The sequence below is a fragment of the Thermohalobaculum xanthum genome, from assembly GCF_016623495.1.
In the GTDB taxonomy this organism is placed as follows: domain Bacteria; phylum Pseudomonadota; class Alphaproteobacteria; order Rhodobacterales; family Rhodobacteraceae; genus Thermohalobaculum; species Thermohalobaculum xanthum.
In genome coordinates, this window is the sequence record NZ_JAEHHL010000006.1 from 340096 (window position 1) to 362089 (window position 21994).

Genomic DNA, 21994 nt, shown 5'->3' on the forward strand with positions numbered 1-21994 from the left:
TCGTGTGTCCGTGGTCTTGTGTCAGGCGCGCGGGGCTTCCGCGCCGAAGCGGGCGCGCAGCTCGCGATGAAGCACCTTGCCGGTCGCGGTGCGCGGCATCTCGGCGGCGGCGATGATCGAGATCGACCGCGGGCGCTTGAAGCCCGCGATGCGCGCGCGGCACCAGTCGATCAGTTCGGCCTCGGTCGCCTCGGCTCCCGCGTGCAGCACGACGACGCCATGCACGCGTTCGCCCCATTTTTCGTCCGGCAGGCCGATAACGGCCACGTCCATCACCTTCGGGCAGGCACCGAGCACCTCCTCGACCTCGGACGGATAGACGTTCTCGCCGCCCGAGATGATCATGTTCTTCTTGCGGTCGATCAGCTTGATGAAGCCATCCGGCGTGCGCAGGGCCATGTCGCCGACCGAGCAGTAGTCACCGCGGAACGCCTCGGCCGTCTTCTCGGGGCGCTTCCAGTAGCCCTCGAAGGTGTAGGGGTTGCTTGAGAAGAGCTCGCCCGGCTCGCCGTCCGGCACCTCTGCGCCATGCTCGTCCAGAAGCCGGATAGGGGCCGAGCCGACGCATTCGCGCCCGACCGTGCCCAGATGGGTGAACTGCTCGTCGGGATGGAGCATGGTCACCCAGCCCGCCTCGCTCGAGCCATAGAGCTCGAAGAGGCCGGATGCCGGAAACATCTCCATAACCTGCCGCTTGGTGTCGGCACGCGCCGGGGCGGACGAGATCATCAGCTTCGACACCCGCTCGAGCGGCACCGTCCCGCGCTCGGCCGCCGACAGGCCCAGCATCATGATGTAATGGGTCGGCACCAGCGAGGTGAAGGTTGCGCAGGTTTCGCCCAGCGCACGCAGGCAGTGCTCGGGGTCGAAGCTGCGCCGCGAATAGATGCTGACCGCAGCCCCGCAATAGGCGAAGGACGAGAAGAAGTAGAGCGAGTTCGCATGGCACATCGGCATGACCAGCAGCGCGTCGTCGCGCCGGCCGAGGCCGAGCTCGATCTCGGTCACCAGCGACAGAAGCGCCCCATTGCGATGGTTGCGAACCACGCCCTTGGGGTTGCCGGTGGTGCCCGAGGTGTACATCAGCGTCCACGGGTCGAAGGCCGAGATATGCTGATCGGGCTCGGCATCGCTGGCGCGGCTCAGCAGGTCCTCGTAGTCGAGCCAGCCTGCGGGGCAGGGGCCGCCGAAAAGGATCATGTTGCGCGCGGGCACGGACAGAAGGTCCCGCGACTCCTCGATCACGTCCTGGAGGTCGGCCTGCGCGATGAGTGCCGAGGCCTCGGCGTCCGTGATGCAGAAGGCGCACTCCGCCGCGGTCAGGCGGAAGTTGATCGGCACCGCGATCAGACCCGCCTTGGCGACGGCGGCATAGATCTCGGCCCATTCCAGGCAGTTGTAGGCCAGCACGGCCACGCGCTCGCCCTTGGCCAGCCCAAGCCCGAGAAGCGCGTTGGCAAGGCGGCAGGCGCGCCGGTTCCAGTCGCGGAACGTCAGCGAGCGCTCGAGGTCCCGCGCCCCCAGCCTGTCCGGCTGAAGGCGGGCATGCACGCTGAGGCTCTGTCCGAGGGTCAGCAAATCCTTCATCGGTCGGCGTCCTTTCCCGACACCGGTTGCGCGTTGCCGGCCACGCCGGCCTCGCGCCCGTCCGCCTGACCCGAAAGCGCGGCGCTCAGCCGCCTCGCGGCACGCTCGACATGGGCCGTGGCGCGGGCAGCGGCCTCGTCGGCGTTGCCCGCCACCACCGCGTCGAGAATCTCGGCATGCTGCTCCCAGATCGAGCCGCCATCCTCTGCGTGCCGCAGCACGTCGCCCATCACGCGGCGAAGGTAGCGCCAGTGCGGCTCGGCTGTCGCGGCGACGAGGCCATTGCCCGAGACCTCGTAGAGATACCGGTGGAAGGCGACATCGCGCTCGACCATTCGCGGGATGTCGCCTGCGGCCGTCGCAGTCTCACCCGCCGCGATGATCTCGCTGCCCCCGCGGCCGATCTCGCGCGCGACTTCCTGTGCCGCCGCGGCGCGACTGGCCGCGAGCCGCGCGGCAAGCGCGTCGAGCGCGGCGCGGACCTCGTAGCGCTCGCGCATCGCGTCGAGGTCGAGCGGCGCGACGCAAAGCCCGCGCCCGCCGATCTCCTGCACCAGCCCATCGCTCTTGAGGAGCGCCATCGCCTGCTGGATCGGCTGGCGCGAGACGCCGAGCCTGGCCGCCAGTTGCTCCTGCACCAGGTGCGTGCCGGGCGTGAGGGCGCCGGTGCAGATCTGGTCGAGGATCGCCTGATAGGTCTGCTCGGTTCGGCTGGGTGTGGGCGGTATGGGTTTCATGTCCATGAACTCTGAATTCAGAATTCAATACGCCGATGCCGATCGCGAGTCAACGCGTCTTGCGCGCCGCGCCCCGACCGGATTGTCATGGACGGACATGCGACGAGGCCGGGAAGGCGCGAGAGCAATGCGTTCATCCCCGGCGGCCGGCCGTCATCGATGCTTGCGCAAGGGTGGAAGAATGAGGGACGACGACCCGGATCCCCGGAAGCAGCGAAACCCGTGCCGTAGTGGCCGTCGCATGGGCTGGCATTGCGCGGGCTGCGTCCGATGACCGAGGGATTCGACCGTTTCGATCTCTGGACCGGCCTCTTCGGCGGGCTCGCCTTCTTCCTGTTCGGGCTCGACCTGCTGACGCGCGCCCTCAAGCGCGCCGCCGGCGACCAGATGCGGGATCTGCTGGGCAAGGTCATGCGCAACCGTTTCGCCGGCGCGGCGATGGGGGCGGTGGTGACGGGGATCGTGAACTCGTCCTCGGTGACCACCGTCATCCTGGTTGGTTTCATCTCGGCGGGCATCATGTCGATGGCCCAGAGCGTCAGCATCATCATGGGCGCGAACATCGGCAGCACCTTCACCGCCCAGATCCTCGCCTTCGACGTCAGCCGCTTCGCCCTGCCGATGATCACGCTGGGCTTCCTGACAAGCTTCCTGTCGCGTGACGAGACCTGGCAGGATCTCGGCTCCATGCTGCTCGGGGCAGGGCTCGTCTTCTACGGCATGGGGGTGATGAGCGCGGCGATGGCGCCGCTGCGCGAGATGCCCGCCTTCGTCGATTTCATCGGCAGCATCGAGGATCCGCTTCCGGCGGTGCTGGTGGGCGCGCTCTTCACCGCAATCGTGCAATCCTCGGCGGCGACGACCGGTATCGTCATCGTGCTTGCCGGGCAGGGGCTGATGTCGCTCGAGGCCGCGATCGCCGTCGCGCTGGGGGCCAATATCGGCACCTGCGCGACGGCGGGGCTCGCCTCGATCGGCAAGCCGCGCGAGGCGGTGCGCGCCGCGGTGGTGCACGTGCTCTTCAACGTGGTGGGGGTGCTGATCTGGATCGCCCTCATCCCCGAGCTTGCCGGATTCGTGCGCTCGATCTCGCCCGATGGGGGCTCGGGCGGCGGCGCATACGCGGCGGCCGAGGCCGTGCCGCGCCAGGTGGCGAACGCGCATACCATCTTCAACGTCGCCAATACCCTGATCCTGATCGGCTTCACCCGCCAGATCGCGCGGTTCGTCGAATGGCTGGTGCCGGACCGCCCGGTCTCGGCCGAACAGCCGCTCGCGCCAAAGTTCCTCGACGAGAGCCTGCTCTCGACCCCGGCGATGGCGCTGCACAACGCGCGCTTCGAGATCGGGCGGATGGGCGAATACGTGGCTGAGATGCTCGAGCGCGCGCTGCCCGCGGCGGTCGCCAACTCGCGCGTGGCGCTGAGTGACCTTGCCGCTCTCGACGCGCCGGTGGACCGGCTGCATCGTGCCTTGCTCGACTACCTGGGGTGCGTCTCGCTCAGCGCCCTGACCGCCGAGCAGGCCGAGGAACTGATGCAGCTGGTCGAAGTCGCCAACGACCTCGAGCACGTCGCCGATCATGTCGCCACCGACATCGTGACCTCGGCCCGGAAACGCATCGACGAGCGCTCGAATATCGCGCCCGACGCCATCAAGCGCATCGCGCAATACCATGCTCAGGTCGCGCGCGCGCTGCGCGAGGCCGTGCAGGCGGTCGTGGACGAGGACGCCGAGGCCGCGACCAAGGTCCGGCAGATGAAGCGCGAGGTAAGCGACGTCGCTCACCAGATCAGCCGCGAGCGTTTCAGGACGATGCCGCATGGCGCGGGTGCCAGCATGGGCGGCTATGTGCGCGAGGTCGAACTGCTGGAAATCCTCGACGGCGTGTTCAAGATCGCGCGCCGCATTGCGCGCAGCCAGATCGGGGATCGCGCCGTTCGGGTCGACGAGGCCGATTGAGGCTCAAGCGGCAGCAGCGCCGTCCGCGCGGAAAGGCGCAAGGCTGTCGAGGAAGGTCTCGAGGAACTCCAGCGTGATCATCGAGGCGCGTGAATGCGTCGGCCGCAGCAGCGCCAGCCGGTGCGGCACCGCCGGGCGGAAGGGGCGGATCGTCAGCCCGCGATCCTCGTAGCCGCGCGCGTCCATCTCGCTCACGACCGACACGCCCGCGCCCTCGGCCACCAGCATGCAGGCGGCGGTGAACTGGCGCGTCTCGATCACGCCGGGGATCTGAACCCTTCGGGCGGCGAAGGCCTCGCTCAGTTCGCGGAAGAAGACGCTGTCGCGCCGGGTGTGGATCATCCTCTCGCCGGCCAGATCCTCGGGCCAAACTTCGCTGCGGGCCTCGAGCTCGTGCCCGCGCGGCAGGATGCAGACGGTGCGCATCGCCACGGTCTTGCACTCGACCGCCGGGTGTCCCTCGAAGCCGTCGGTGATGCCGCAGTCGTACTGCTCCCCGATGATCCATTCGAGGATGCGTTCGGGCCGGTCCGGCTCGAGCGTGACGCTCACGCCGGGCCGGTCGCTCAGGAAGCGCGCCAGCACCGCGGGCAGATGGCTCGTGGCGAAGCCGGGCAGGCAGGCGATCCGCAGATGCCCCGTCTTGCGCGCCGAAAGCTCCTGCGTCAGCTGGTGGATGTGGTCGATCCCGTCCAGCAGGCGCGCGACCTCGCGCAGCAGATAGCGTGCCTCCTGTGTCGGCACCAGCCGGCCGCCCTGGCGCTCGAAGAGCGGGAAGCCGACGGTCTCGGAAAAGCTCGCGAGCAGGCGGCTGACGGCGGGCTGCGAGATATCGAGCTGCTGGGCGGCGCGGGTCATGCTGCCGGCCTGCGCGACCGCGCGGAAGGCCTCGAGCTGGCGCAGTCGGATGGTCATGGTCGTCCTCGCGTGGCGGGTCCGTCATGCCGGGACGAAAGGGGCGCCCGCGGTCGTCAGGCAGGCGCGTCCCGCGATCAAATTTATAATACAGCATTATTACACGGAAGCGGAAAATCGGTTTGTATTATGATTGTCATCATGCTTCGATAACTTCCGTGCACACAGAGTCGCGGCCGGTCCCGGCGGCGGCTCTGGCATTCGTGCTCCAACAAGGATTCGGGGAGAGAAGGTATGAAAGGTCTGTTTCTGGGCTCGGCGATGCTCGCATCGGTGGCGGCATTCGCAACCCCGGCAAACGCGGCGACGGAAATCCAGTGGTGGCATGCCTTCACCGGCCGGCTGGGCGAGCTCCTAGCCGAGCAGGTCGCCGAGTTCAATGGCAGCCAGAGCGACTATGTCGTCGTCGCCACCCACAAGGGCAATTACTCCGAGACGCTGAACGCCGGGATCGCCGCGTTCCGCGCGGGCGAACAGCCGCACATCCTCCAGGTCTTCGAGGTGGGCACCGCGACCATGATGGCCGCGCAGGGTGCCATCAAGCCGGTCTTCGAGGTGATGGCCGAGGGTGACGCTCCCTTTGATCCCGACGCCTATCTGGGCCCCGTGAAGGGCTACTACACCACCACCGACGGCAAGATGCTGTCGCTGCCCTACAACTCCTCGACCCCGGTGCTCTACGTGAACCGCGACGCGCTGGCGGGCGCCGGCCTCGACCCGGACACCGAGCTTGCGACGTGGGAGCAGGTGGGCGAGGTGCTCGACGCGCTCAAGGCCGCCGGCCATGCCTGCCCGCTGACCACCGCCTGGCAGAGCTGGGTCCATCTCGAGAACCTCTCGGCCTGGCACAACGTGCCCTTCGCGACGCAGGAGAACGGCTTTGCCGGGCTCGACACCGCGCTGGCCTTCAACGGCCCCGTGCAGGTCAAGCACATCCAGACGATGGGCGACTGGGCCAGGGACGGCAAGTTCATCTATGCAGGCCGCCGCAACGAGGGCGGCGCGAACTTCCGCGCCGGTGAATGCGCGCTCTTCACCGAGTCCTCGGCCGGCTATGCCGGCGTCAAGGCCGAGGCGAAGTTCGACTTCGATATCCGCCCGCTGCCCTACTGGTCGGACGTCGAGGGTGCGCCCCAGAACACCATCATCGGCGGCGCCTCGCTCTGGGTCCTCGCCGGGCACGACGCCGAGGAGTACAAGGCCGTCGCGGCGTTCCTCAGCTTCCTGTCGTCAACGGATGTTCAGGCCAAGTGGCACCAGAACACCGGCTACCTGCCGATCACCCTGGCCGCGGCCGAGCAGACCAGGGCCGAGGGCTTCTACGATGCCAACCCTGGCACCCAGATCGCGGGCGAGCAGATGACCGGCAAGGCCCCGACGGCGAACTCGAAGGGCCTTCGGCTGGGCTCGTTCGACCAGATCCGCGGCATCATCGACGAGGAACTCGAGGCCGTCTGGGCGGGCACCAAGACCGCGCAGGAAGCACTCGACACCGCCGTCGAACGCGGCGACGCGCTGCTGCGCCGGTTCGAGCAGGCGAACCGCTGAGCGAGGCTCGGCCGGGGGCGCCCGCGTCCCCGGCCCGGCTGCCGTCATGCAAAAGCGCGTCACCTTCAAGGGCTGGCTTCTGCCGCTCCTGCTGGTCGCACCCCAGGTGGTGGTGACGGCCGTGTTCTTCTTTTACCCGGCGGGGCAGGCGGTCTGGCAGTCGCTGTTCATTCCCGACCCCTTCGGTCTCAGCGCGCAGTTCGTGGGGCTGGGGAATTTCGAGTTTCTGCTGACCGACCCCTATTACCGCGCGAGCTTCGTCACCACGGGCGTATTTTCGGGTCTCGTCACCATCGTCTCGATGGGGGTGGCGCTCGTCCTCGCGGTAATGGCCGACCGGCTGATCCGGGGCTCGGGCACCTACCGGACCCTGCTGATCTGGCCCTACGCGGTCGCGCCGGCGGTGGCGGGCGTGCTGTGGCTCTTCATGTTCAACACCCGCGTCGGCGTCGTATCCTGGTATCTGGGCCAGCTCGGCTATGACTGGAACCACGTGCTCAACCCGACCGAGGCGATGGGCCTCGTGGTGGTCGCCTCCAGCTGGGGGCGGATCAGCTACAACTTCCTGTTCTTCCTCGCCGGGCTCCAGGCGATCCCACGCTCGGTGATCGAGGCGGCGGCGATTGACGGCGCGCGGTTCTGGACGCGGTTCCGGACCATCGTCTTCCCGCTGCTGTCGCCCACCACCTTCTTCCTGCTGGTGGTCAACATCGTCTACGCGTTCTTCGAGACCTTCGGCGTGATCCACACGATCACCGCGGGCGGGCCGCAGCAGGCGACGACGATCCTTGTCTACAAGGTCTTCGCTGACGGCTTCGTCGGGCAGGACCTGGGCTCGTCGGCGGCGCAGTCTGTGATCCTTCTGGTGGTCGTCGGACTGCTCACCATCGCCCAGTTCAAGTTCATCGAGCGCCGGGTGCATTACTGATGGCCGCGGGCGGGCATTCGGGCATGGTCGAGCGGCGCGGCGCCTCGCTTTGGCTGACCCATGCGGGGCTGATCCTCGGGGTCTTGGTGATCGTCTTCCCGATCTGGCTCGCCTTCGTCGCCTCGACGGTGACCCAGGCCGAGATCGTGCGCCCGCCGATGCCGTTGCTGCCCGGCGACCAGTTCCTCGAGAACTACCGCAAGGCGCTGGTGTCCGGCATCAACGCGCCGGTCGCGACGATGCTGCTGAACTCGGCGGTGATGGCGCTTGGCATCGCGTTCGGCAAGATCGCCATCTCGCTGCTGTCGGCCTTCGCGATCGTCTATTTCCGCTTTCCCGGGCGGCGGGTCTTCTTCTGGCTGATCTTTCTCACGCTGATGCTGCCGGTCGAGGTCCGCATCGTTCCGACCTATGAGGTCGTGGCGCGCTTCGGCATGCTCAACAGCCATGCCGGGCTGATCCTGCCGCTGATCGCCTCGGCCACGGCCACCTTCCTGTTCCGCCAGTTCTTCATGACCGTGCCGGACGAGCTGGTCGAGGCCGCCCGCGTCGACGGCGCCCGCCCGATGCGCTTCTTCCTCGACATCCTGCTGCCGATGAGCCGCACGAACATCGCGGCGCTGTTCGTCATCCTCTTCATCTACGGCTGGAACCAGTATCTCTGGCCGCTCCTGATCACCACCGATCCGCAGATGAACACCATCGTCATGGGCATCAAGCAGATGTTCCCGTCGGGTGACGACTGGGCCGACTGGCCGGTGATCATGGCGACCTCGATCCTGGCGATGCTGCCGCCGGTCCTGGTCGTGATCTTCATGCAGAAGCTCTTCATCCGGGGCTTGGTCGAAAGCGAGAAGTAAGCCATGGCGACGCTGAGCCTCACGGGTGTGCGCAAGAGCTTCGGTGCGACCGAGGTGATCCACGGCGTCGACATCGACGTCGCCGAGGGCGAGTTCATCGTGATCGTGGGCCCCTCGGGCTGCGGGAAGTCGACCCTTCTTCGCATGGTCGCGGGGCTCGAGACCGTGAGCTCGGGCGAGATCGCGATCAATGGCGCGCGCGTGAACGAGCGCGAGCCGATGGACCGCAACATCGCCATGGTCTTCCAGAACTACGCGCTCTACCCGCATATGAGCGTCTTCGACAACATGGCCTACGGCCTCAAGATCGCGCGCCGGCCGAAAGCCGAGATCGCCGAGCGCGTGACCGAGGCGGCCCGGCTCCTGCAGCTCGAGCCCTTTCTGAAGCGCAAGCCGCGCGAGTTGTCGGGCGGCCAGCGCCAGCGCGTCGCCATGGGCCGGGCGATCGTGCGCCAGCCCGACGTCTTCCTGTTCGACGAGCCGCTGTCGAACCTCGACGCCAAGCTGCGCGTGCAGATGCGCCTCGAGATCAAGGCGCTCCAGCGCAAGCTGGGCGTGACCTCGCTCTATGTCACCCACGACCAGGTCGAGGCGATGACCCTGGCCGACCGGATGATCGTGATGAACGAGGGGCATGCCGAGCAGATTGGCGCGCCCCTCGACGTCTACGAGCGCCCCGCGACCGTCTTCGCCGCGCAGTTCATCGGCAGCCCCTCGATGAATATCCTGCCGGGCGAGGGGGCGGGTGATGCCGTTGTGCTGGGAAATGGTGCTCGCGTCCCGGTGGCGCAGAGGGCCGAGGGCAAGGTGCTGCTGGGCGTTCGGCCCGAGCACCTCGTGCTGGACCCCGAGGGCGCCATCGCGCTCGAGACGGGAACCAGCGAGCCCATCGGCGCCCTTACCCTGGTGCATGGCCGGCTCGAAGGCAGCACCCTCGACTGCGTCGCGAGCCTGCCGGGCGTCCATCGCGAATCCGGCCTGCCCGCGATCCAGCGCTTCTCGGTCCCGCCAGGACTTGCCCATGTGTTCGACGCCGGCAATGGGCGCCGACTTGCCGGTTGATCCGCCCGGCGACACCGCAATTTGATATCGATCATTGAATGATGCGTCCCGTTCTGGGACGCTTACAGGCATTGGTGCGCGCTTGCGACGGGCAGCGGCCCCCTTCATCCCCGTTCGCCGGCGCGCTGCGGCTGCATCGCTTCCGGTGACGGGGAAAGGACAGCGCAGATGGAAACCGAGCCCGAGATCGTCTTCCACGGCATTGATCACTCCCCCGCGATCGAGGCGCGCGTGCGCGACCGGATCGCGCGGCTCGAGCGCTATCTCGGGCGGCTCGTCAGTTTCCGGGCGGTGATCGACGCGCCCCATCACCATCACCGCAAGGGCCGGCACTACGCCGTGCGGCTCGAGGCGCGGGCGCCCGCGATGGTCTTCGCCATCGATCGCGCGCCAGGCGACGTGAACGCGCACGAGGATGTATTCGTCGCGATCCGTGATGCCTTCGACGCGATGGAGCGTCGCGTGAAGACCTGGCAGGACACCCATACCGGCCGGCCCGCCGCCCATGCCACGCCCCTCCAGGGGCGCATCGCCGAGCTCGATCCCGCGCGTGACTTCGGGCAGATCGCGCTGACCGACGGGCGGCTCGTCTATTTCCACCGCAACAGCGTCCTGAACGGCGATATCGCCGAGCTCGAGATCGGCGATCCGGTCGAACTCGCCCTCGACCAGGGCGATAGCCCGAAGGGGCCCCATGCCAGCACCGTCAGGCGGATCGGCACGCAGCGCTTCGTCGACGCGCTCCGCTGAGCCCAAACCGGTGAACCCGCGCCCGGGGCCGATCCAGACCAAGGGAGCCAGGTGACATGACAGCGACCCATGACGACATCAAACGGCTCTTCGGCGAGATCGACGAGCACAAGATGGCCGAGATCATCGCCGGGGGCGCGAGCATGGCCGAACTTGAGGAGGTGGCCGCGCATCTTGCGGCCCAGACCGACGTCATGGGCAAACTTGGCCGCCCGCTGACGGGCCGCGCGCTCAGGATCTACGAGTTGCTGCGGCGCGACGAGGAGCAGTGGGAGCCCGACAGCTGAACCGTCGACTCACTCCTCCACCACCCTGAAGTCGCCGGACGGCGCGTCGGTCGGGGGCTCGTCGAAGCCCTTGGCGGCAAGACCGCGGCGCAGCAGTTCGCGGATGGCGGCGGCGCGCGAGGGCAGCCGGTTCTCGAAGCGCCAGTCGTCGATCACCTGCAGTTCCTCGCGGCTCAGCATCAGCTGCAGCTTCTCGGTCCGCTTTGGCGGGCGGGTGGTGTCGGACATCGTCGGCCTCCGCTTCGGGTCGGATCACTTACTCCACTAATGTCGGCGGGGTAAACCCCGCCACCTGCGTCTCTGCCCTCGCTTGCCGAGCCTGAGCAGGCTGTGCAAGCTATGCAGGCCGGGTAACAGACGTATGTTAACTATATGAAAAAATTTGATTTTTTATGGATCAGCTCCTATCTGTCCGCCATCCGATAGCAGAGCAGGAGGAGTTTCGTGACCAGTGCGGTCCTGAAAGCCGAACCGAAGATCGACCAGCCGCAGACCGGGCTTTCCGCCAACAGCGGGATCGCGACGGCGCTCAACGGCGTCCTCGCCGACAGCGTGCTGCTGATGCTCAAGACGCAATCCTGTCACTGGAATGTGGTGGGTCCGCTGTTCCAGCCGATCCACGAACTCACCGAGGCCCAGTATCGCGATCTCTTCGAGGCAATCGACACGCTGGCCGAGCGGATCCGCGCTCTTGGCGAGTTCGCGCCCGTCTCCTTCACCGACATGCTGACCCATGCGGAACTGTCCGAGGAGGAGCGTCTTCGCCCCGCATCCGGGATGCTGGCGCAGCTGATCGACGATCACGAGACGCTCGCGCGGCGCCTGCGCGAACTCGCGGCGCTGGCCGGCGATCACGGGGACGGCGCGACCGAGGATCTCGCGAATGCGCGCCTCGCCTTCCACGAGCAGGCAGCCTGGATGCTGCGCGCGACCGCGTCGGACTAACGCGCCCAGGCTCCATTCCCCGGCAGCGCGCAGGCCGCGCGCCGGGGACGCAGAACACAAGATTTTTTCCGACGGCCGCGGCGGTTCAGCCGCGCGCGCCGTCGCGACTCCGACGAAAGGGTTTTCCAAGCATGTGCGGATTTGGTGGCGAGATCACCTTCGACGGCAGCACGGCCTCGCTTTCGGGCATCGAACGGATGCTCGATGCGCTGGCGCCGCGCGGGCCTGACGGCGTGGGGACAGTTCATCGCGGGCGGGTTGCTCTCGGCCACCGCCGGCTCAGCATCATCGACCTATCGGATGCGGGCCAGCAGCCGATGACCGACCCGGCGCTCGGTCTCGACCTGGTCTTCAACGGCTGCATCTACAACCATGCCGAACTGCGCGCCGAGCTCGAGGCCAAGGGCTATCGCTTCTTCTCGACCAGCGACACCGAGGTTGTGCTCAAGGCGCACCACGCCTGGGGCCCCGAGGCGCCGACCCGCTTCCACGGCATGTTCGCCTATGTCGTGCACGAGCGCGACGGTGGCTGCATCTGGATGGCGCGCGACCGCTTCGGCATCAAGCCGCTGTATCACACGGTCGAGCCCGGTCGGCTGCGCTTTGCCTCGACGCTGCCCGCGCTGCTCGCGGCGGGCGGGGTCGACACAGCGATCGACCCCGAGGCGCTCCACAGCTACATGAGCTTCCACGCCGTCGTCCCGCCGCCGCGCACCATCCTCGAGGGTGTGCGCAAGCTGCCGGTCGCCACCATCCGCCGGATCGAGCCCGATGGCACGATCGAGGACCGCCGCTACTGGGACGTGAGCTTCGAGCGAAGCCGCGAGGACGAGGAGCGCGGAACGCCCGAGTGGGAGGACATGCTGCTCGACGCCATGCGCCGAGCCGTCTCTCGGCGCATGGTGGCCGATGTCCCGGTGGGCGTCCTGCTTTCTGGCGGGGTCGATTCGAGCCTGATCGTGGGCCTGCTCGCCGAGGCGGGGCAGGAGGGCCTGCGCACCTTCTCGATCGGCTTCGAGGCGGCGAATGGCGAGAAGGGCGACGAGTTCGCCTATTCCGACCTGGTTGCCCGGCATTTCGCGACCGACCACATCCAGCGCTTCGTGCCGTCGTCCGAGTTGCAGGCAGCCCTGCCGGCCGCCATCTCGGCGATGTCCGAGCCGATGGTCTCCTATGACAACATCGGCTTCTTCCTGCTCTCGCGCGAGGTCTCGCGCCATGTGAAGGTCGTCCAGAGCGGGCAGGGCGCCGACGAGGTCTTCGCCGGCTATCACTGGTACCCCAAGCTCGACGGCTCGAACGATCCGCTAGGGGATTATTCCCGCGCCTTCTTCGATCGGGACCACCAGACGATGGGCCGCCATCTCGGTGCGCGCTGGATGAACGGCGATGTCAGTCGCGAGATCGTGGCCGCGCATTTTGCCCGAACGGGCGCGCCCGATCCGGTCGACAAGGCGCTGCGCCTCGACACCGAGATCATGCTGGCCGACGACCCCGTGAAGCGGGTCGACAACATGACCATGGCCTGGGGGCTCGAGGCGCGGGTGCCCTTCCTCGATCACGAACTGGTCGAGTTGGCCGCCCGCATGCCGTCGCGCATCAAGCTGGCCGACGGCGGCAAGGGCGTGCTGAAATCGGTCGCCCGGCGCGTCGTGCCGCGCGAGGTGATCGACCGGCCCAAGGGCTATTTCCCGGTGCCGGCGCTCAAGTATCTCGACGGCCCCTTCCTCGAGATGGCGCGCGACGCGCTGACCTCGCAGGCGGCGCGCGAGCGCGGCCTCTTCCGCGAGGACTATCTCGACGCGCTGTTTGGCGCGCCGGCCGAGCACATCACGCCACTTCGCGGCTCCGAGCTCTGGCAATGCGCCCTGCTCGAACTGTGGCTCCAGGATCATGGCATCTGAGGCTGAGACGATGACCCGCAAGACCGCAACTTCCCCCCGCCCGCTGCAGGCGCAGGAGCACCGACTGCGCCGCATGCGCGACACCTCGCCGGTGGGACCGGTCCCAAGCCATCGGGCCGGGACCGCGCCGCACAGCAACGCCACGGTCGACGTGGGCTGGGGCCGGCTGATCTTCGCGCAGACCTTCGCGGACCCCGCCGCGATCGTCGATGCGATGCGCGAGGAGACGCCCGACCGGCGCGACATCGCCTTCTATGTCCGGGATCCGCACGTGCTGCTCTCGAAGGCGCCGCAGGAGCTGTTCCTCGACCCGTCGCACGCCTACCGGCTCGATCTTGCCACCTGGCGCCCGGTGGCGCCGCGGCCGCGCGGCTTCTTCATCCGCCGGCTCTGCTCGCTCGCCGACGCCGAGGCGGTGAACGCGATCTACGCTGCGCGCGGCATGGTGCCGGTGCAGCCCGACTTCTTCTGGTCGCGCCGCGACAGCCGCACCATCACCGTCTTCGTGGCCGAGGACGAGGCCAGTGGCGAGATCGTCGGCGCGGTCACCGGCATCGACCATGCGCGCGCGTTCGAAGACCCCGAGAAGGGCGCCTCGCTCTGGTGCCTCGCGGTCCATCCGCAGGCCACCCGGCCGCGGGTCGGCGAACTCCTGGTGCGGCGCCTCGCCAACCACTTCAAGGCGCGCGGCGCCGCGTTCCTCGACCTGTCGGTGATGCATGACAACGAGAGCGCGATCGGGCTCTACGAGAAGCTCGGCTTCCGCCGCCTGCCGGCCTTCGCGGTCAAGTGCAAGAACCGCATCAACGAGCGCCTGTTCACCGGCCCGGAAACCGATGACGGTCTCAACCCCTATGCCGGGATCATCGTCGACGAGGCGCGCCGGCGCGGCATCCATGTCGAAGTGACCGACGCCGAGGGCGGCTTCTTCGCGCTCTCCTATGGCGGGCGCAAGGTCCGCTGCCGCGAGGCGCTGAGCGAGTTCACCTCGGGCGTCGCGGTCTCGATCTGCGACGACAAGGCGGTGACGCGGCGCATCGTCGGCGCCGCCGGCGTGCGCGTGCCCGAACAGATCGCGGCCGACGATGGCGCGGATCTCGCCGCGTTCTTGCACCGCCACGGCAAGGTCGTGGTCAAGCCCGCCCGGGGCGAGCAGGGGCGCGGCATCTCCGTGGGGCTCGAGGACGCCGACGAGGTCTCCCTCGCCATCGAGGCCGCGCGCGGCGTCTGCGACCGCGTGCTGGTCGAGGAATGGGTGAGCGGCCAGGATCTTCGCCTGATCGTTATTGACTACAAGGTCGTTGCCGCCGCCGTCCGGCGTCCCGCGCGGATCATCGGCGACGGCCAGTCGACGGCACGGGCGCTGATCGCGGCGCAAAGCCGCAGGCGCTCGGCCGCGACCGGCGGCGAGAGCGCGATCCCCCTCGATGCAGAGACCGAGCGCACCCTCAGGGCCGCGGGCTTCGGCCTCGACGACGTCCTGCCCGAGGGGGTCGAGACCGCGGTGCGGCGCACCGCCAACCTTCATACCGGCGGCACCATCCACGACGTGACCGGCGAGACCCATCCCGCGCTGATCGACGCCGCCATCGCCGCCGCGCGCGCGATCGAGATTCCTGTCACCGGCATCGACCTGATGGTGCGCAGCCCGCGCGAGCCCGACTACGCCTTCATCGAGGCGAACGAGCGGCCGGGCCTCGCCAATCACGAGCCGCAGCCGACCGCCGAGCGGTTTCTCGACTTCCTGTTCCCGCTGTCGCGGCCGGCCGCCATCGCCCCCGCGCCAGCCGCCAGCGCGCATGACAAGCAGGACGCCTGAACCGAAGGGACCGACGACATGGGCCGACTGGCCATCGACACCGACTACATTGCCGAGCAGCTCAAGCGGCTTCTCGAGATCCCCAGCCCCACGGGCTTCACCGACGCGGTCACCCATGCGGTGAGCGAGGAGCTCGACCGGCTGGGGGCGCCCTTCGAAATCACCCGGCGCGGCGCGATCCGGGTGCGCCTCGCGGGGCGCAGCGCCCAGCCCGCCCGGGCGATGATCTCGCATCTCGACACGCTCGGCGCCCAGATCCGCGCCATCAAGGACAGCGGACGGCTCGAACTCGTGCCGATCGGTCACTGGTCGGCGCGTTTCGCCGAGGGCGCGCGCGCCACCGTCTTTTCCGAGAACGGGACCTATCGCGGCACGATCCTGCCGCGACTGGCGTCGGGTCATGCCTATGGCGACGCCGTCGATACCGCGCCGATCGGCTGGGACGAGGTCGAACTACGGGTCGACGCGCTGGCCCGCAGCCGCCCCGAGGTCACCCGGCTGGGCATCGAGATCGGCGATTTCGTCGGCATCGACCCGCAGCCGGAATTCCTCGACAACGGCTTCATCGTCTCGCGCCATCTCGACGACAAGGCGGGGGTGGCGGTGATGCTTGCGGCGCTCAAGGCCATGCTCGACGCGGGCGTGGTGCCGACGGTCGACACGAGCTGGCTGTTCTCGGTGTCCGAGGAGGTTGGCCATGGTGCCAGCCACATTCTCACGCAGGACATCGCCTCGCTGATCGTGGTCGACAACGGCGCCAGCGCCGCGGTGCAGAACAGCGCCGAGTTCGGCGTCACCATCGGCATGGCCGACATGAACGGGCCGTTCGACTATCACACCACGCGCAAGCTGATCGAGCTGTGCCGCGAGAACGAGATCCGCTTCCAGCGCGACGTCTTCCGCTTCTACCGCTCGGACAGCGCCTCGGCGATCGAGGCGGGGGCCGATGTGCGCACGGCGCTTGCGACCTTCGGGATCGACGCGAGCCATGGCTACGAGCGCATCCACATGCACGCGCTGCGCTCGCTGGCCGAGCTCCTGACCGCCTATGCAACCAGCCCGGTCGACATCCAGCGCGACGCACAGGAACTGGGCCCGATCTCGGGCTTCCCCGAGCAGGAGACTGGCGAGGCCGACCAGCGGCTGGGACCTGACAGCGGGCTGCCCCGGCGCGGCTGAGGCCGCACCGCGGGTTTCGCTCTAAGGTGTATGGTGGTGGCGCGTCAGCCGCGTCCGCCCGCGCCTATGTCCGCCCAGTTGCGGTCGGCCGCGGCGATGAAGCCGGGGATATCGGTGCTCCAGCGCGCCTGGATGTCGTCGTTGAAGTTCAGATAGAGCTTGCCGTCGACGATCGCCCAGTTGGTTGGCTGGGTCGAGTAGAGTTCGGCCTTTGCCGCAACCGCCCAGGCGCAGAAGCCGCCATATTGCGGGGCATAGGCCAGCGGGTCGGCGCGAAAGGCGTCGCGGTTCGCGGCGCTGGCGAAGTGCCATTCGGCCCCCTGCCAGTCGAGCGCGTACTCGGCCGAGCCGATGACGGCACGCCCTTCGGTGAAATAGGCGACCGGGTCCGCGCCCCGGATCGCGACGCCGTTCTCGGCGAAGACGGCGGCAGGCGGGACCGGCGCGGGCCCCATCAGCGCGCGCGCCAGGGTGACACCTCCGGCGCCCAGCGCGATGGCGCCTCCCAGCGCGGTCATGAAATGGCGGCGGTGGATCGACGGCATGGTCGGCTCTCCTTCAGCGCTCGAAACGGTGGGCGTTGCGCAGGCGGGCCAACTCGGCCTCGAGTTCGGCGATGCGGGCCTCGGCCCGCGCCAGCGGCTCGGCCAGAACCTCGGCCGGGAAAAGCTGGGGGATGTGCTGCGGGCAGTTCGTGTCCCAGGCCTCGACGTGGAACAGGATCGCCTGCTCGACCCGTGCCTTGTAGCCGGGCAGGGCAAGCTTCTCGGCCAGATCGCCTTCGGCGGCCACGACCTCGGCGGTGCCCCACAGCTTGACCCGGCGGCGGTTCGCATAATCCATCACGATGATGTAGGCGCGCGGGTTCTCGGACAGGTTTCCGGTGGTGATGTACTGCCGGTTGCCGCTGAAGTCGGCGAAGCCGATGGTGCGCGCGTCGAGGACCTTGATGAAGCCCGCGGGACCGCCCCTGTGCTGGGCATAGGGCTGCCCCTCGGCGGTGGCGGTGGCCAGGAAGGCGCTGCGCGCCTCGGCCAGGTAGGCCGCCAGCCCGTCGTCGATCTCGACCCGCCAGCCGCCGCGCTCCTCGACCCGGGCATAGGCATCGCGCGAGCCGCGGGCGGTCTGGATGGCTTTCACACTGGGGGTGAAGGCAATGTCGGAACTCGGCGTCATCGGGTGTCCTCCTCGCCGCTTGGCGGGTCCGTGTGGCGGCAGGCGGGCGCCACGGGGGCGCCCGCCGGGGTGGCTCAGGCCGCGACGCGGTGCGCCGAGGCGTCAACCGCGGGGAAGTCGATCGCGGTCTGTGCGACATGGTTTATGTAGTTCGTCAGGATGTTCGCCGCGACCAGTGCGACGACCTCGACGATCTCGGCATCGCCGTGACCGGCATCGCGCACCGCCTTTAGGTCGACGTCCGACACGAAGCCGCGGGTCTCGACGACGCGGCGGGCGAAGCCCAGCGCCGCCGACAGGGCGGGGTCGGACGACCGGCCCGCCAGACGGGCCTCGATCTCGGCGGGCTCGACCTTCAGCCCCTTCGAGATCGCGCTGTGGGCCGAGGCGCAGTAGTCACAGGCATTGGCGCCGGCGACGGCAAGGGCGACCGCCTCGCGCGCCTTGGCGTCAAAGCCGCCCTGGCCCAGCGCCTCGTTCAGCTTGAGATAGGCGTCGAGCACGGCCGGCTGGTTGGCCATCACGCGCATCAGGTTGGGGGTGATGCCCAGCTTCTTCTGGACGCCGTCCAGAAGGTCACGGGCGCGGCCCTGGGCGGTGGCGGGATCGACGGCATTGATGCGGGACATGTCTGTCACTCCTCGTTGGCTGGGCGCGGCCCTCCGTGCCCGTGACCGCCATTTGGGAATTAGGAACCGATCAGTCAATAACACATCGATCACGTGACCGTGAAATCTTGACTGAACGGTTCCGAACCGCAATGTGAAAGGCGGAGGACAACATGGCCAGACCCCGTGAATTCGACATCGACGCCGCCCTCGACGCCGCCATGATGGTGTTCTGGCGCAAGGGATACGAGAACGCGGCGCTGCCGGACCTGCTCGACGCGATGGGGATCGCGCGCGGCAGCCTGTACAAGGCGTTCGACGACAAGCGCACGCTCTACCTCGCCACGCTCGACCGCTACGAGGCAAGGGTCGTCGCGCCCGCGCTCGATTCACTGAGCGATCCGGCCGAGCCCGACGGTGTCGCGCGCATTCAGCGCATGATGCAGGGCGCCTGCGCGGCGGCGGCTTGCGCCGATGCCCCGCCCGGATGCTTCATGTGCAATGCCGCCGTGGACCGCGCCCCGGCCGATCCCGAGGTGCGTGCCCGCGTCGACCGGATGCTGCAGCGGATCGAGGACGCCATCGACGCGGCCCTCGCCGAAGGCGCGCAGACCGCCGGTTGGACGCCCGAACGCCGGCGCGAGGCGGCGCGGCTTCTGACCAGCGCCTATGTCGGGCTGCGCGTCATTGCCCGCGCGGGCCGGCCCGCCGCGATGCTCGAGGCCATCGTCGGGGCCGCGATCTCGCCCCTGCAGGCGCCCGGGGACGGCGCGGCTCCGCCCGGCACGGCCAGCCACTGAGGCGCGCGCCACGTCGGGCCGGGACCCGCCGGCGGCGCGCAGGCCACCGGCGGGCAGGCGCGCGCTCAGCGCGTCACCGAGAATCCGCCATGGATCAGCTCGATCTTGTTGCCCCAGGGGTCGCGGACATAGGCCGCGAAGACCCCGGGCATCGGGTAGGCCGCGCGCTCGCCCGGTGCGCCCTCGTCCTTGCCGCCGGCCTTGAGCCCCGCGGCATGGCCGGCCTCGACCGCCTCGCGCGATGGCGCGGCGAAGCCGATATGGGTGCCGTTGCCGCCGGTGGCCGGGCCGCCGTCGAAGGGCAGCAGCAGCAGGAACTGGATGGTGTCGCGGCCATAGGCGGCGAAGCCGTCGCCGGCGGCGAGGCAGTTGACCTCGAGCGGGGCCAGCAGCTGGTCGTAGAACGCGCGCCCGGCGGCGATGTCGGGCACGCCGACGCTCAGGTGGTCGATGGTGATCATGGTCATTGTCTCCGTCTGGGGGGGTGCGTCGATGCCCGGCCGCACATGCGGCCGGGCAGGGGAACGGGAAGAGAGGTGGTCAGGCAGCGGCCTCGGCTCCGGCGCCGTGCGGGCGGCTCAGCGCCACCACCGCGAAGACGGCGACGGCGTTGACCCAGTAATAGATCGCGTCGAGCCCCGAGAAGCCGAAGACCGAAGGCGCGACCAGGAAGGCGGAGGCCACCGCGGCGTCGATCGCCAGGTGTCCGCGGAACGGCAGCACCCGCAGCGCGCCCAGCCGGTAATCGGTGAGCAGGCTCACCACGATCACGGCGACGCCCGTCGCCACCGCCAGCCACTTGGCCAGCGGGTCCGAGGCGCCCAGCCCCAGCACGAACGGCATCACGATCAGCGCGGCGGCCGCGGAATAGTCGACGACGCCGTGCAGCGTCGGTGTCAGGAAGCGAATGGACATGGTGGTGTTCCTCAGGTCGGCTCGACGACGACCTCGCCGGTCATCATCGGGTGGAAGCTGCAGAAATAGGCGTGGCGTCCGGGCGTCGCGAAGGTGATCGCTGCGCTCTGGCCCCGGTCCAGCCGGTCGGTCTCCCATCCGGCCTCGTCCGCGGTCGCGGTGTGCGGCGCGAGGTCCCGGTTGGTCCAGACCACGGTGTCGCCGGCACGGATCGTGACGCGCCGGGGCGTGAAGGCGAAGGCCGAGATCCCGACCTCGACCCGGTGCGGCCCGTCATGGGCCCGGCCTGCGCCGGGCGCCAGCGCGGCCGCGATGCCGGCTCCCGCAAGGGACAGGAACCGGCGCCGCGTGGTCGTGCTCACGAGCCGCATTTCAGCCCGGCGACCATGTGCTCGGCATGGCCCTCGTGCACGCGGAAGGTCACCAGCGCCTCTCGCAGCAGCTCGGTCAGCGGCTCCACGGTGGTCCAGGGGATGAACTTCTCGGCGACGGTCTCGTTGACCACCTGGTGATAGCCCAGCTCGTTCGTCGCGTAGGCGCAGTCGAAGGCGTGGCCCGACAGGGCGACCAGCTCGGCCCGCTTGTCGGCGGCGCCCGTGGCCAGCGCCTGGCTCAGCGCGTTGTCCTGCGGCGTCACGTTGAGCTCGGCGATCAGCGCGCCCGCCGCGGCGTTCACCGCCGAGTGGTCGCGGATCATCGTCTCGGCGAACTCGCGCACCGCCGCGTTCTCCGAGATCGCCAGCGCGAGGTGCGCGTAGCGGATGTCGATCTGCCCGGCGGTGTAGGCGGTGTGGGCGATCTCGAGATCGTTCATCTTGTCGGCCGCGGCCGCCGGAAGGGCGAGCAGGCCGGCCAGGGCAAGCGCGGAAAGGGTCGGTTTCATGGTTGTGTCCTGTCGGTCGAAGCGTGGATCGGATCGGCCTCCGCGGCCGACACCGCCGATCTGCGCTCCGCGGGACGATCAATCAAGCAAGCAGGTAAAAACGCGGATCATCCGCAAATCATTCAGGACGATCTGCACAGAAATCAGCCCGAGCGTCGCCACTCGCTGGGCGCCACGCCGAACTTGGCGCCGAAAGCGCGGCTGAACGCGGCGGGCGAGCGGTAGCCCGAATCCTGCGCGATCTGCTGCACGCTGCGCCGGCCGTCCTCGAGCATTGCCAGCGCCTTTTGCAGCCGCCAGTCCGACAGGTAGGCCATCGGCCCGGTGCCGAGCGTCTCGGCGAAGCGCTCGGCAAAGCGGCTGCGCGACATGCCGACCTCGGCAGCCAGCCGTTCGACCGTCCAGACCTCCTCGGGCCGCTGGTGCATCAGCGTCAGGGCGCGCCCGATCTGGGGATCGGCGAAGGCGGCCAGCACGCCCTTGAGCGGGCCGCTCTGGGCCACGCCGACGCGGAGCACCTCGATCAGCACGATCTCGGAGAGGCGCGTCACCGCCGCCGCCGACCCCGGCGCGTCCGAGAACATCCGCCTCGCGATCAGGCGCAGCATCTCGTCGAGCCAGGGCTCGCGCGCGCGCAGCGCATTGGTGATCACCAGGTGGTCCGGCAGGGCGCGCAGCAGCGGGTGATCCGCGCCCGCGCGGAAGGTCAGGTGGCCGCAGATCATCTGCGTCGACGCGGCCTCGTCGCTGCCGCCCAGTGCCAGAACGCCTTCGCCGTCGTAACCGGCCGCGTTCAGCACCGTCTCCAGCGGCGGAGCCGAGCGGCCGGGCGCGTCGGCCAGGACATGCGACCGGCCGCGCGGGATCAGGACCAGGTCCCCGGGCTCGAGCCAGGCGCTCGCCTCGCCCGCGACGGTGACATGGACGTTGCCCTTGACCACCAGGTGAAAGCGTGCGGCCTGGCCCAGCTCGGGCACGGTCACGCCCCAGGGGCCGTTGAACTGCGTCCGGAAATAAAGCGCCCCGCGCAGGTTGAGCGTCGCGAGGATGTCGTCCAGCACGTCCATGGTGATATCCCGTTTCCTGCGCCGACCGTCCGGCAGGATGGGACGGAATGTCAAGTCAACGC

The 21994-nt window shown here is 68.8% G+C and carries 24 protein-coding genes; 12 read left to right on the forward strand and 12 right to left on the reverse strand.

The features are described 5' to 3' along the window. Nucleotides 1-21: 21 nt before the first annotated feature. Both H0I76_RS11335 and H0I76_RS11340 read right to left on the reverse strand, forming a co-directional pair. A complete protein-coding gene (locus tag H0I76_RS11335) occupies nt 22-1587 on the reverse strand; it encodes a class I adenylate-forming enzyme family protein (protein WP_200609974.1) in 1566 nt (521 codons plus the stop codon). Further along, nucleotides 1584-2324 (reverse strand): GntR family transcriptional regulator, encoded by a 741-nt coding sequence (locus H0I76_RS11340; RefSeq protein ID WP_200609975.1) that lies wholly within the window; start codon nt 2322-2324, stop codon nt 1584-1586. Before H0I76_RS11340 ends, H0I76_RS11335 begins: the two co-directional genes overlap by 4 nt. A 270-nt stretch (nt 2325-2594) precedes the next feature. On the opposite strand from H0I76_RS11340, the gene H0I76_RS11345 reads away from it, so the two are divergent. After that, nucleotides 2595-4286 (forward strand): Na/Pi cotransporter family protein, encoded by a 1692-nt coding sequence (locus H0I76_RS11345; RefSeq protein ID WP_200609976.1) that lies wholly within the window; start codon nt 2595-2597, stop codon nt 4284-4286. Between the two features lie 3 nt (nt 4287-4289). On the opposite strand, the gene H0I76_RS11350 is transcribed toward H0I76_RS11345, so the two are convergent. Further along, nucleotides 4290-5201 carry a LysR substrate-binding domain-containing protein gene (locus H0I76_RS11350; RefSeq protein ID WP_200609977.1) on the reverse strand — a complete coding sequence of 304 codons (912 nt, stop codon included), beginning with the start codon at nt 5199-5201 and terminating at the stop codon, nt 4290-4292. A 234-nt stretch (nt 5202-5435) separates the two neighbouring features. Here H0I76_RS11350 and ugpB point away from each other — a divergent pair, with 234 nt between their 5' ends. The 6 genes from ugpB to H0I76_RS11380 all read left to right on the forward strand — a co-directional run bounded on the left by ugpB (nt 5436) and on the right by H0I76_RS11380 (nt 10636). Then, nucleotides 5436-6749, forward strand: coding sequence for a sn-glycerol-3-phosphate ABC transporter substrate-binding protein UgpB (gene ugpB / locus H0I76_RS11355; RefSeq protein WP_200609978.1), 1314 nt, complete (start codon nt 5436-5438; stop codon nt 6747-6749). Nucleotides 6750-6795: 46 nt separating this feature from the next. Then, entirely contained in the window at nt 6796-7677 is an 882-nt protein-coding gene (gene ugpA, locus H0I76_RS11360) for a sn-glycerol-3-phosphate ABC transporter permease UgpA (protein WP_200609979.1), read from the forward strand. A gap of 23 nt (nt 7678-7700) precedes the next feature. After that, entirely contained in the window at nt 7701-8537 is an 837-nt protein-coding gene (gene ugpE / locus H0I76_RS11365) for a sn-glycerol-3-phosphate ABC transporter permease UgpE (RefSeq protein WP_200610069.1), read from the forward strand. A 3-nt stretch (nt 8538-8540) separates the two neighbouring features. Next, nucleotides 8541-9599 carry a sn-glycerol-3-phosphate ABC transporter ATP-binding protein UgpC gene (gene ugpC / locus H0I76_RS11370; protein WP_200609980.1) on the forward strand — a complete coding sequence of 353 codons (1059 nt, stop codon included), beginning with the start codon at nt 8541-8543 and terminating at the stop codon, nt 9597-9599. A 168-nt stretch (nt 9600-9767) separates the two neighbouring features. After that, nucleotides 9768-10349: an HPF/RaiA family ribosome-associated protein gene (locus H0I76_RS11375; protein WP_200609981.1), complete on the forward strand. Its 582-nt coding sequence runs from the start codon at nt 9768-9770 to the stop codon at nt 10347-10349. Between the two features lie 56 nt (nt 10350-10405). Further along, entirely contained in the window at nt 10406-10636 is a 231-nt protein-coding gene (locus tag H0I76_RS11380; RefSeq protein ID WP_200609982.1) for a hypothetical protein, read from the forward strand. Between the two features lie 9 nt (nt 10637-10645). Here the strand turns inward: H0I76_RS11380 and H0I76_RS11385 are convergent, their stop codons facing one another. Further along, a complete protein-coding gene (locus H0I76_RS11385) occupies nt 10646-10864 on the reverse strand; it encodes a hypothetical protein (protein WP_200609983.1) in 219 nt (72 codons plus the stop codon). A gap of 216 nt (nt 10865-11080) precedes the next feature. Between H0I76_RS11385 and H0I76_RS11390 the strand changes: the two genes are divergently transcribed. From H0I76_RS11390 to H0I76_RS11405, 4 genes are all read left to right on the forward strand, one after another. Further along, nucleotides 11081-11581: a Dps family protein gene (locus tag H0I76_RS11390; RefSeq protein ID WP_325166436.1), complete on the forward strand. Its 501-nt coding sequence runs from the start codon at nt 11081-11083 to the stop codon at nt 11579-11581. A gap of 131 nt (nt 11582-11712) precedes the next feature. Then, complete coding sequence (locus H0I76_RS11395) at nt 11713-13485, forward strand: N-acetylglutaminylglutamine amidotransferase (RefSeq protein WP_200609984.1); 1773 nt, start codon at nt 11713-11715, stop codon at nt 13483-13485. 10 nt (nt 13486-13495) lie between these two features. Beyond that, the gene (ngg, locus tag H0I76_RS11400) at nt 13496-15304 is read left to right on the forward strand and encodes an N-acetylglutaminylglutamine synthetase (protein WP_200609985.1); all 1809 of its coding nucleotides are present in this window, start codon (nt 13496-13498) and stop codon (nt 15302-15304) included. A gap of 18 nt (nt 15305-15322) precedes the next feature. Further along, entirely contained in the window at nt 15323-16483 is a 1161-nt protein-coding gene (locus tag H0I76_RS11405) for an osmoprotectant NAGGN system M42 family peptidase (protein ID WP_200609986.1), read from the forward strand. Between the two features lie 44 nt (nt 16484-16527). Here H0I76_RS11405 and H0I76_RS11410 read toward each other — a convergent pair whose 3' ends face one another. The 3 genes from H0I76_RS11410 to H0I76_RS11420 form a co-directional block, all read right to left on the reverse strand. Continuing rightward, on the reverse strand, nt 16528-17028 hold the full coding sequence (locus tag H0I76_RS11410) for a YHS domain-containing (seleno)protein (RefSeq protein WP_234455260.1): 501 nt from the start codon (nt 17026-17028) through the stop codon (nt 16528-16530). Nucleotides 17029-17041: 13 nt separating this feature from the next. Beyond that, nucleotides 17042-17659, reverse strand: a complete 618-nt coding sequence (locus H0I76_RS11415) for a pyridoxamine 5'-phosphate oxidase family protein (RefSeq protein ID WP_200609987.1) — start codon at nt 17657-17659, stop codon at nt 17042-17044. A gap of 74 nt (nt 17660-17733) precedes the next feature. After that, nucleotides 17734-18288 carry a carboxymuconolactone decarboxylase family protein gene (locus H0I76_RS11420; RefSeq protein ID WP_200609988.1) on the reverse strand — a complete coding sequence of 185 codons (555 nt, stop codon included), beginning with the start codon at nt 18286-18288 and terminating at the stop codon, nt 17734-17736. A gap of 152 nt (nt 18289-18440) precedes the next feature. Here H0I76_RS11420 and H0I76_RS11425 point away from each other — a divergent pair, with 152 nt between their 5' ends. Next, the gene (locus H0I76_RS11425; RefSeq protein ID WP_200609989.1) at nt 18441-19067 is read left to right on the forward strand and encodes a TetR/AcrR family transcriptional regulator; all 627 of its coding nucleotides are present in this window, start codon (nt 18441-18443) and stop codon (nt 19065-19067) included. Between the two features lie 65 nt (nt 19068-19132). Here H0I76_RS11425 and H0I76_RS11430 read toward each other — a convergent pair whose 3' ends face one another. The 5 genes from H0I76_RS11430 to H0I76_RS11450 form a co-directional block, all read right to left on the reverse strand. Beyond that, entirely contained in the window at nt 19133-19534 is a 402-nt protein-coding gene (locus H0I76_RS11430) for a VOC family protein (protein WP_234455261.1), read from the reverse strand. 73 nt (nt 19535-19607) lie between these two features. Beyond that, nucleotides 19608-19982, reverse strand: a complete 375-nt coding sequence (locus tag H0I76_RS11435) for an SPW repeat domain-containing protein (RefSeq protein ID WP_200609990.1) — start codon at nt 19980-19982, stop codon at nt 19608-19610. A gap of 11 nt (nt 19983-19993) precedes the next feature. Next, on the reverse strand, nt 19994-20344 hold the full coding sequence (locus H0I76_RS11440; protein ID WP_407704268.1) for a cupredoxin domain-containing protein: 351 nt from the start codon (nt 20342-20344) through the stop codon (nt 19994-19996). After that, nucleotides 20341-20865 (reverse strand): DUF4142 domain-containing protein, encoded by a 525-nt coding sequence (locus H0I76_RS11445; RefSeq protein ID WP_200609992.1) that lies wholly within the window; start codon nt 20863-20865, stop codon nt 20341-20343. The genes H0I76_RS11440 and H0I76_RS11445 overlap by 4 nt, the downstream gene beginning before the upstream one ends. 143 nt (nt 20866-21008) lie before the next feature. After that, nucleotides 21009-21932, reverse strand: coding sequence for an AraC family transcriptional regulator (locus H0I76_RS11450; RefSeq protein WP_200609993.1), 924 nt, complete (start codon nt 21930-21932; stop codon nt 21009-21011). Between the last annotated feature and the right edge of the window lie 62 nt (nt 21933-21994).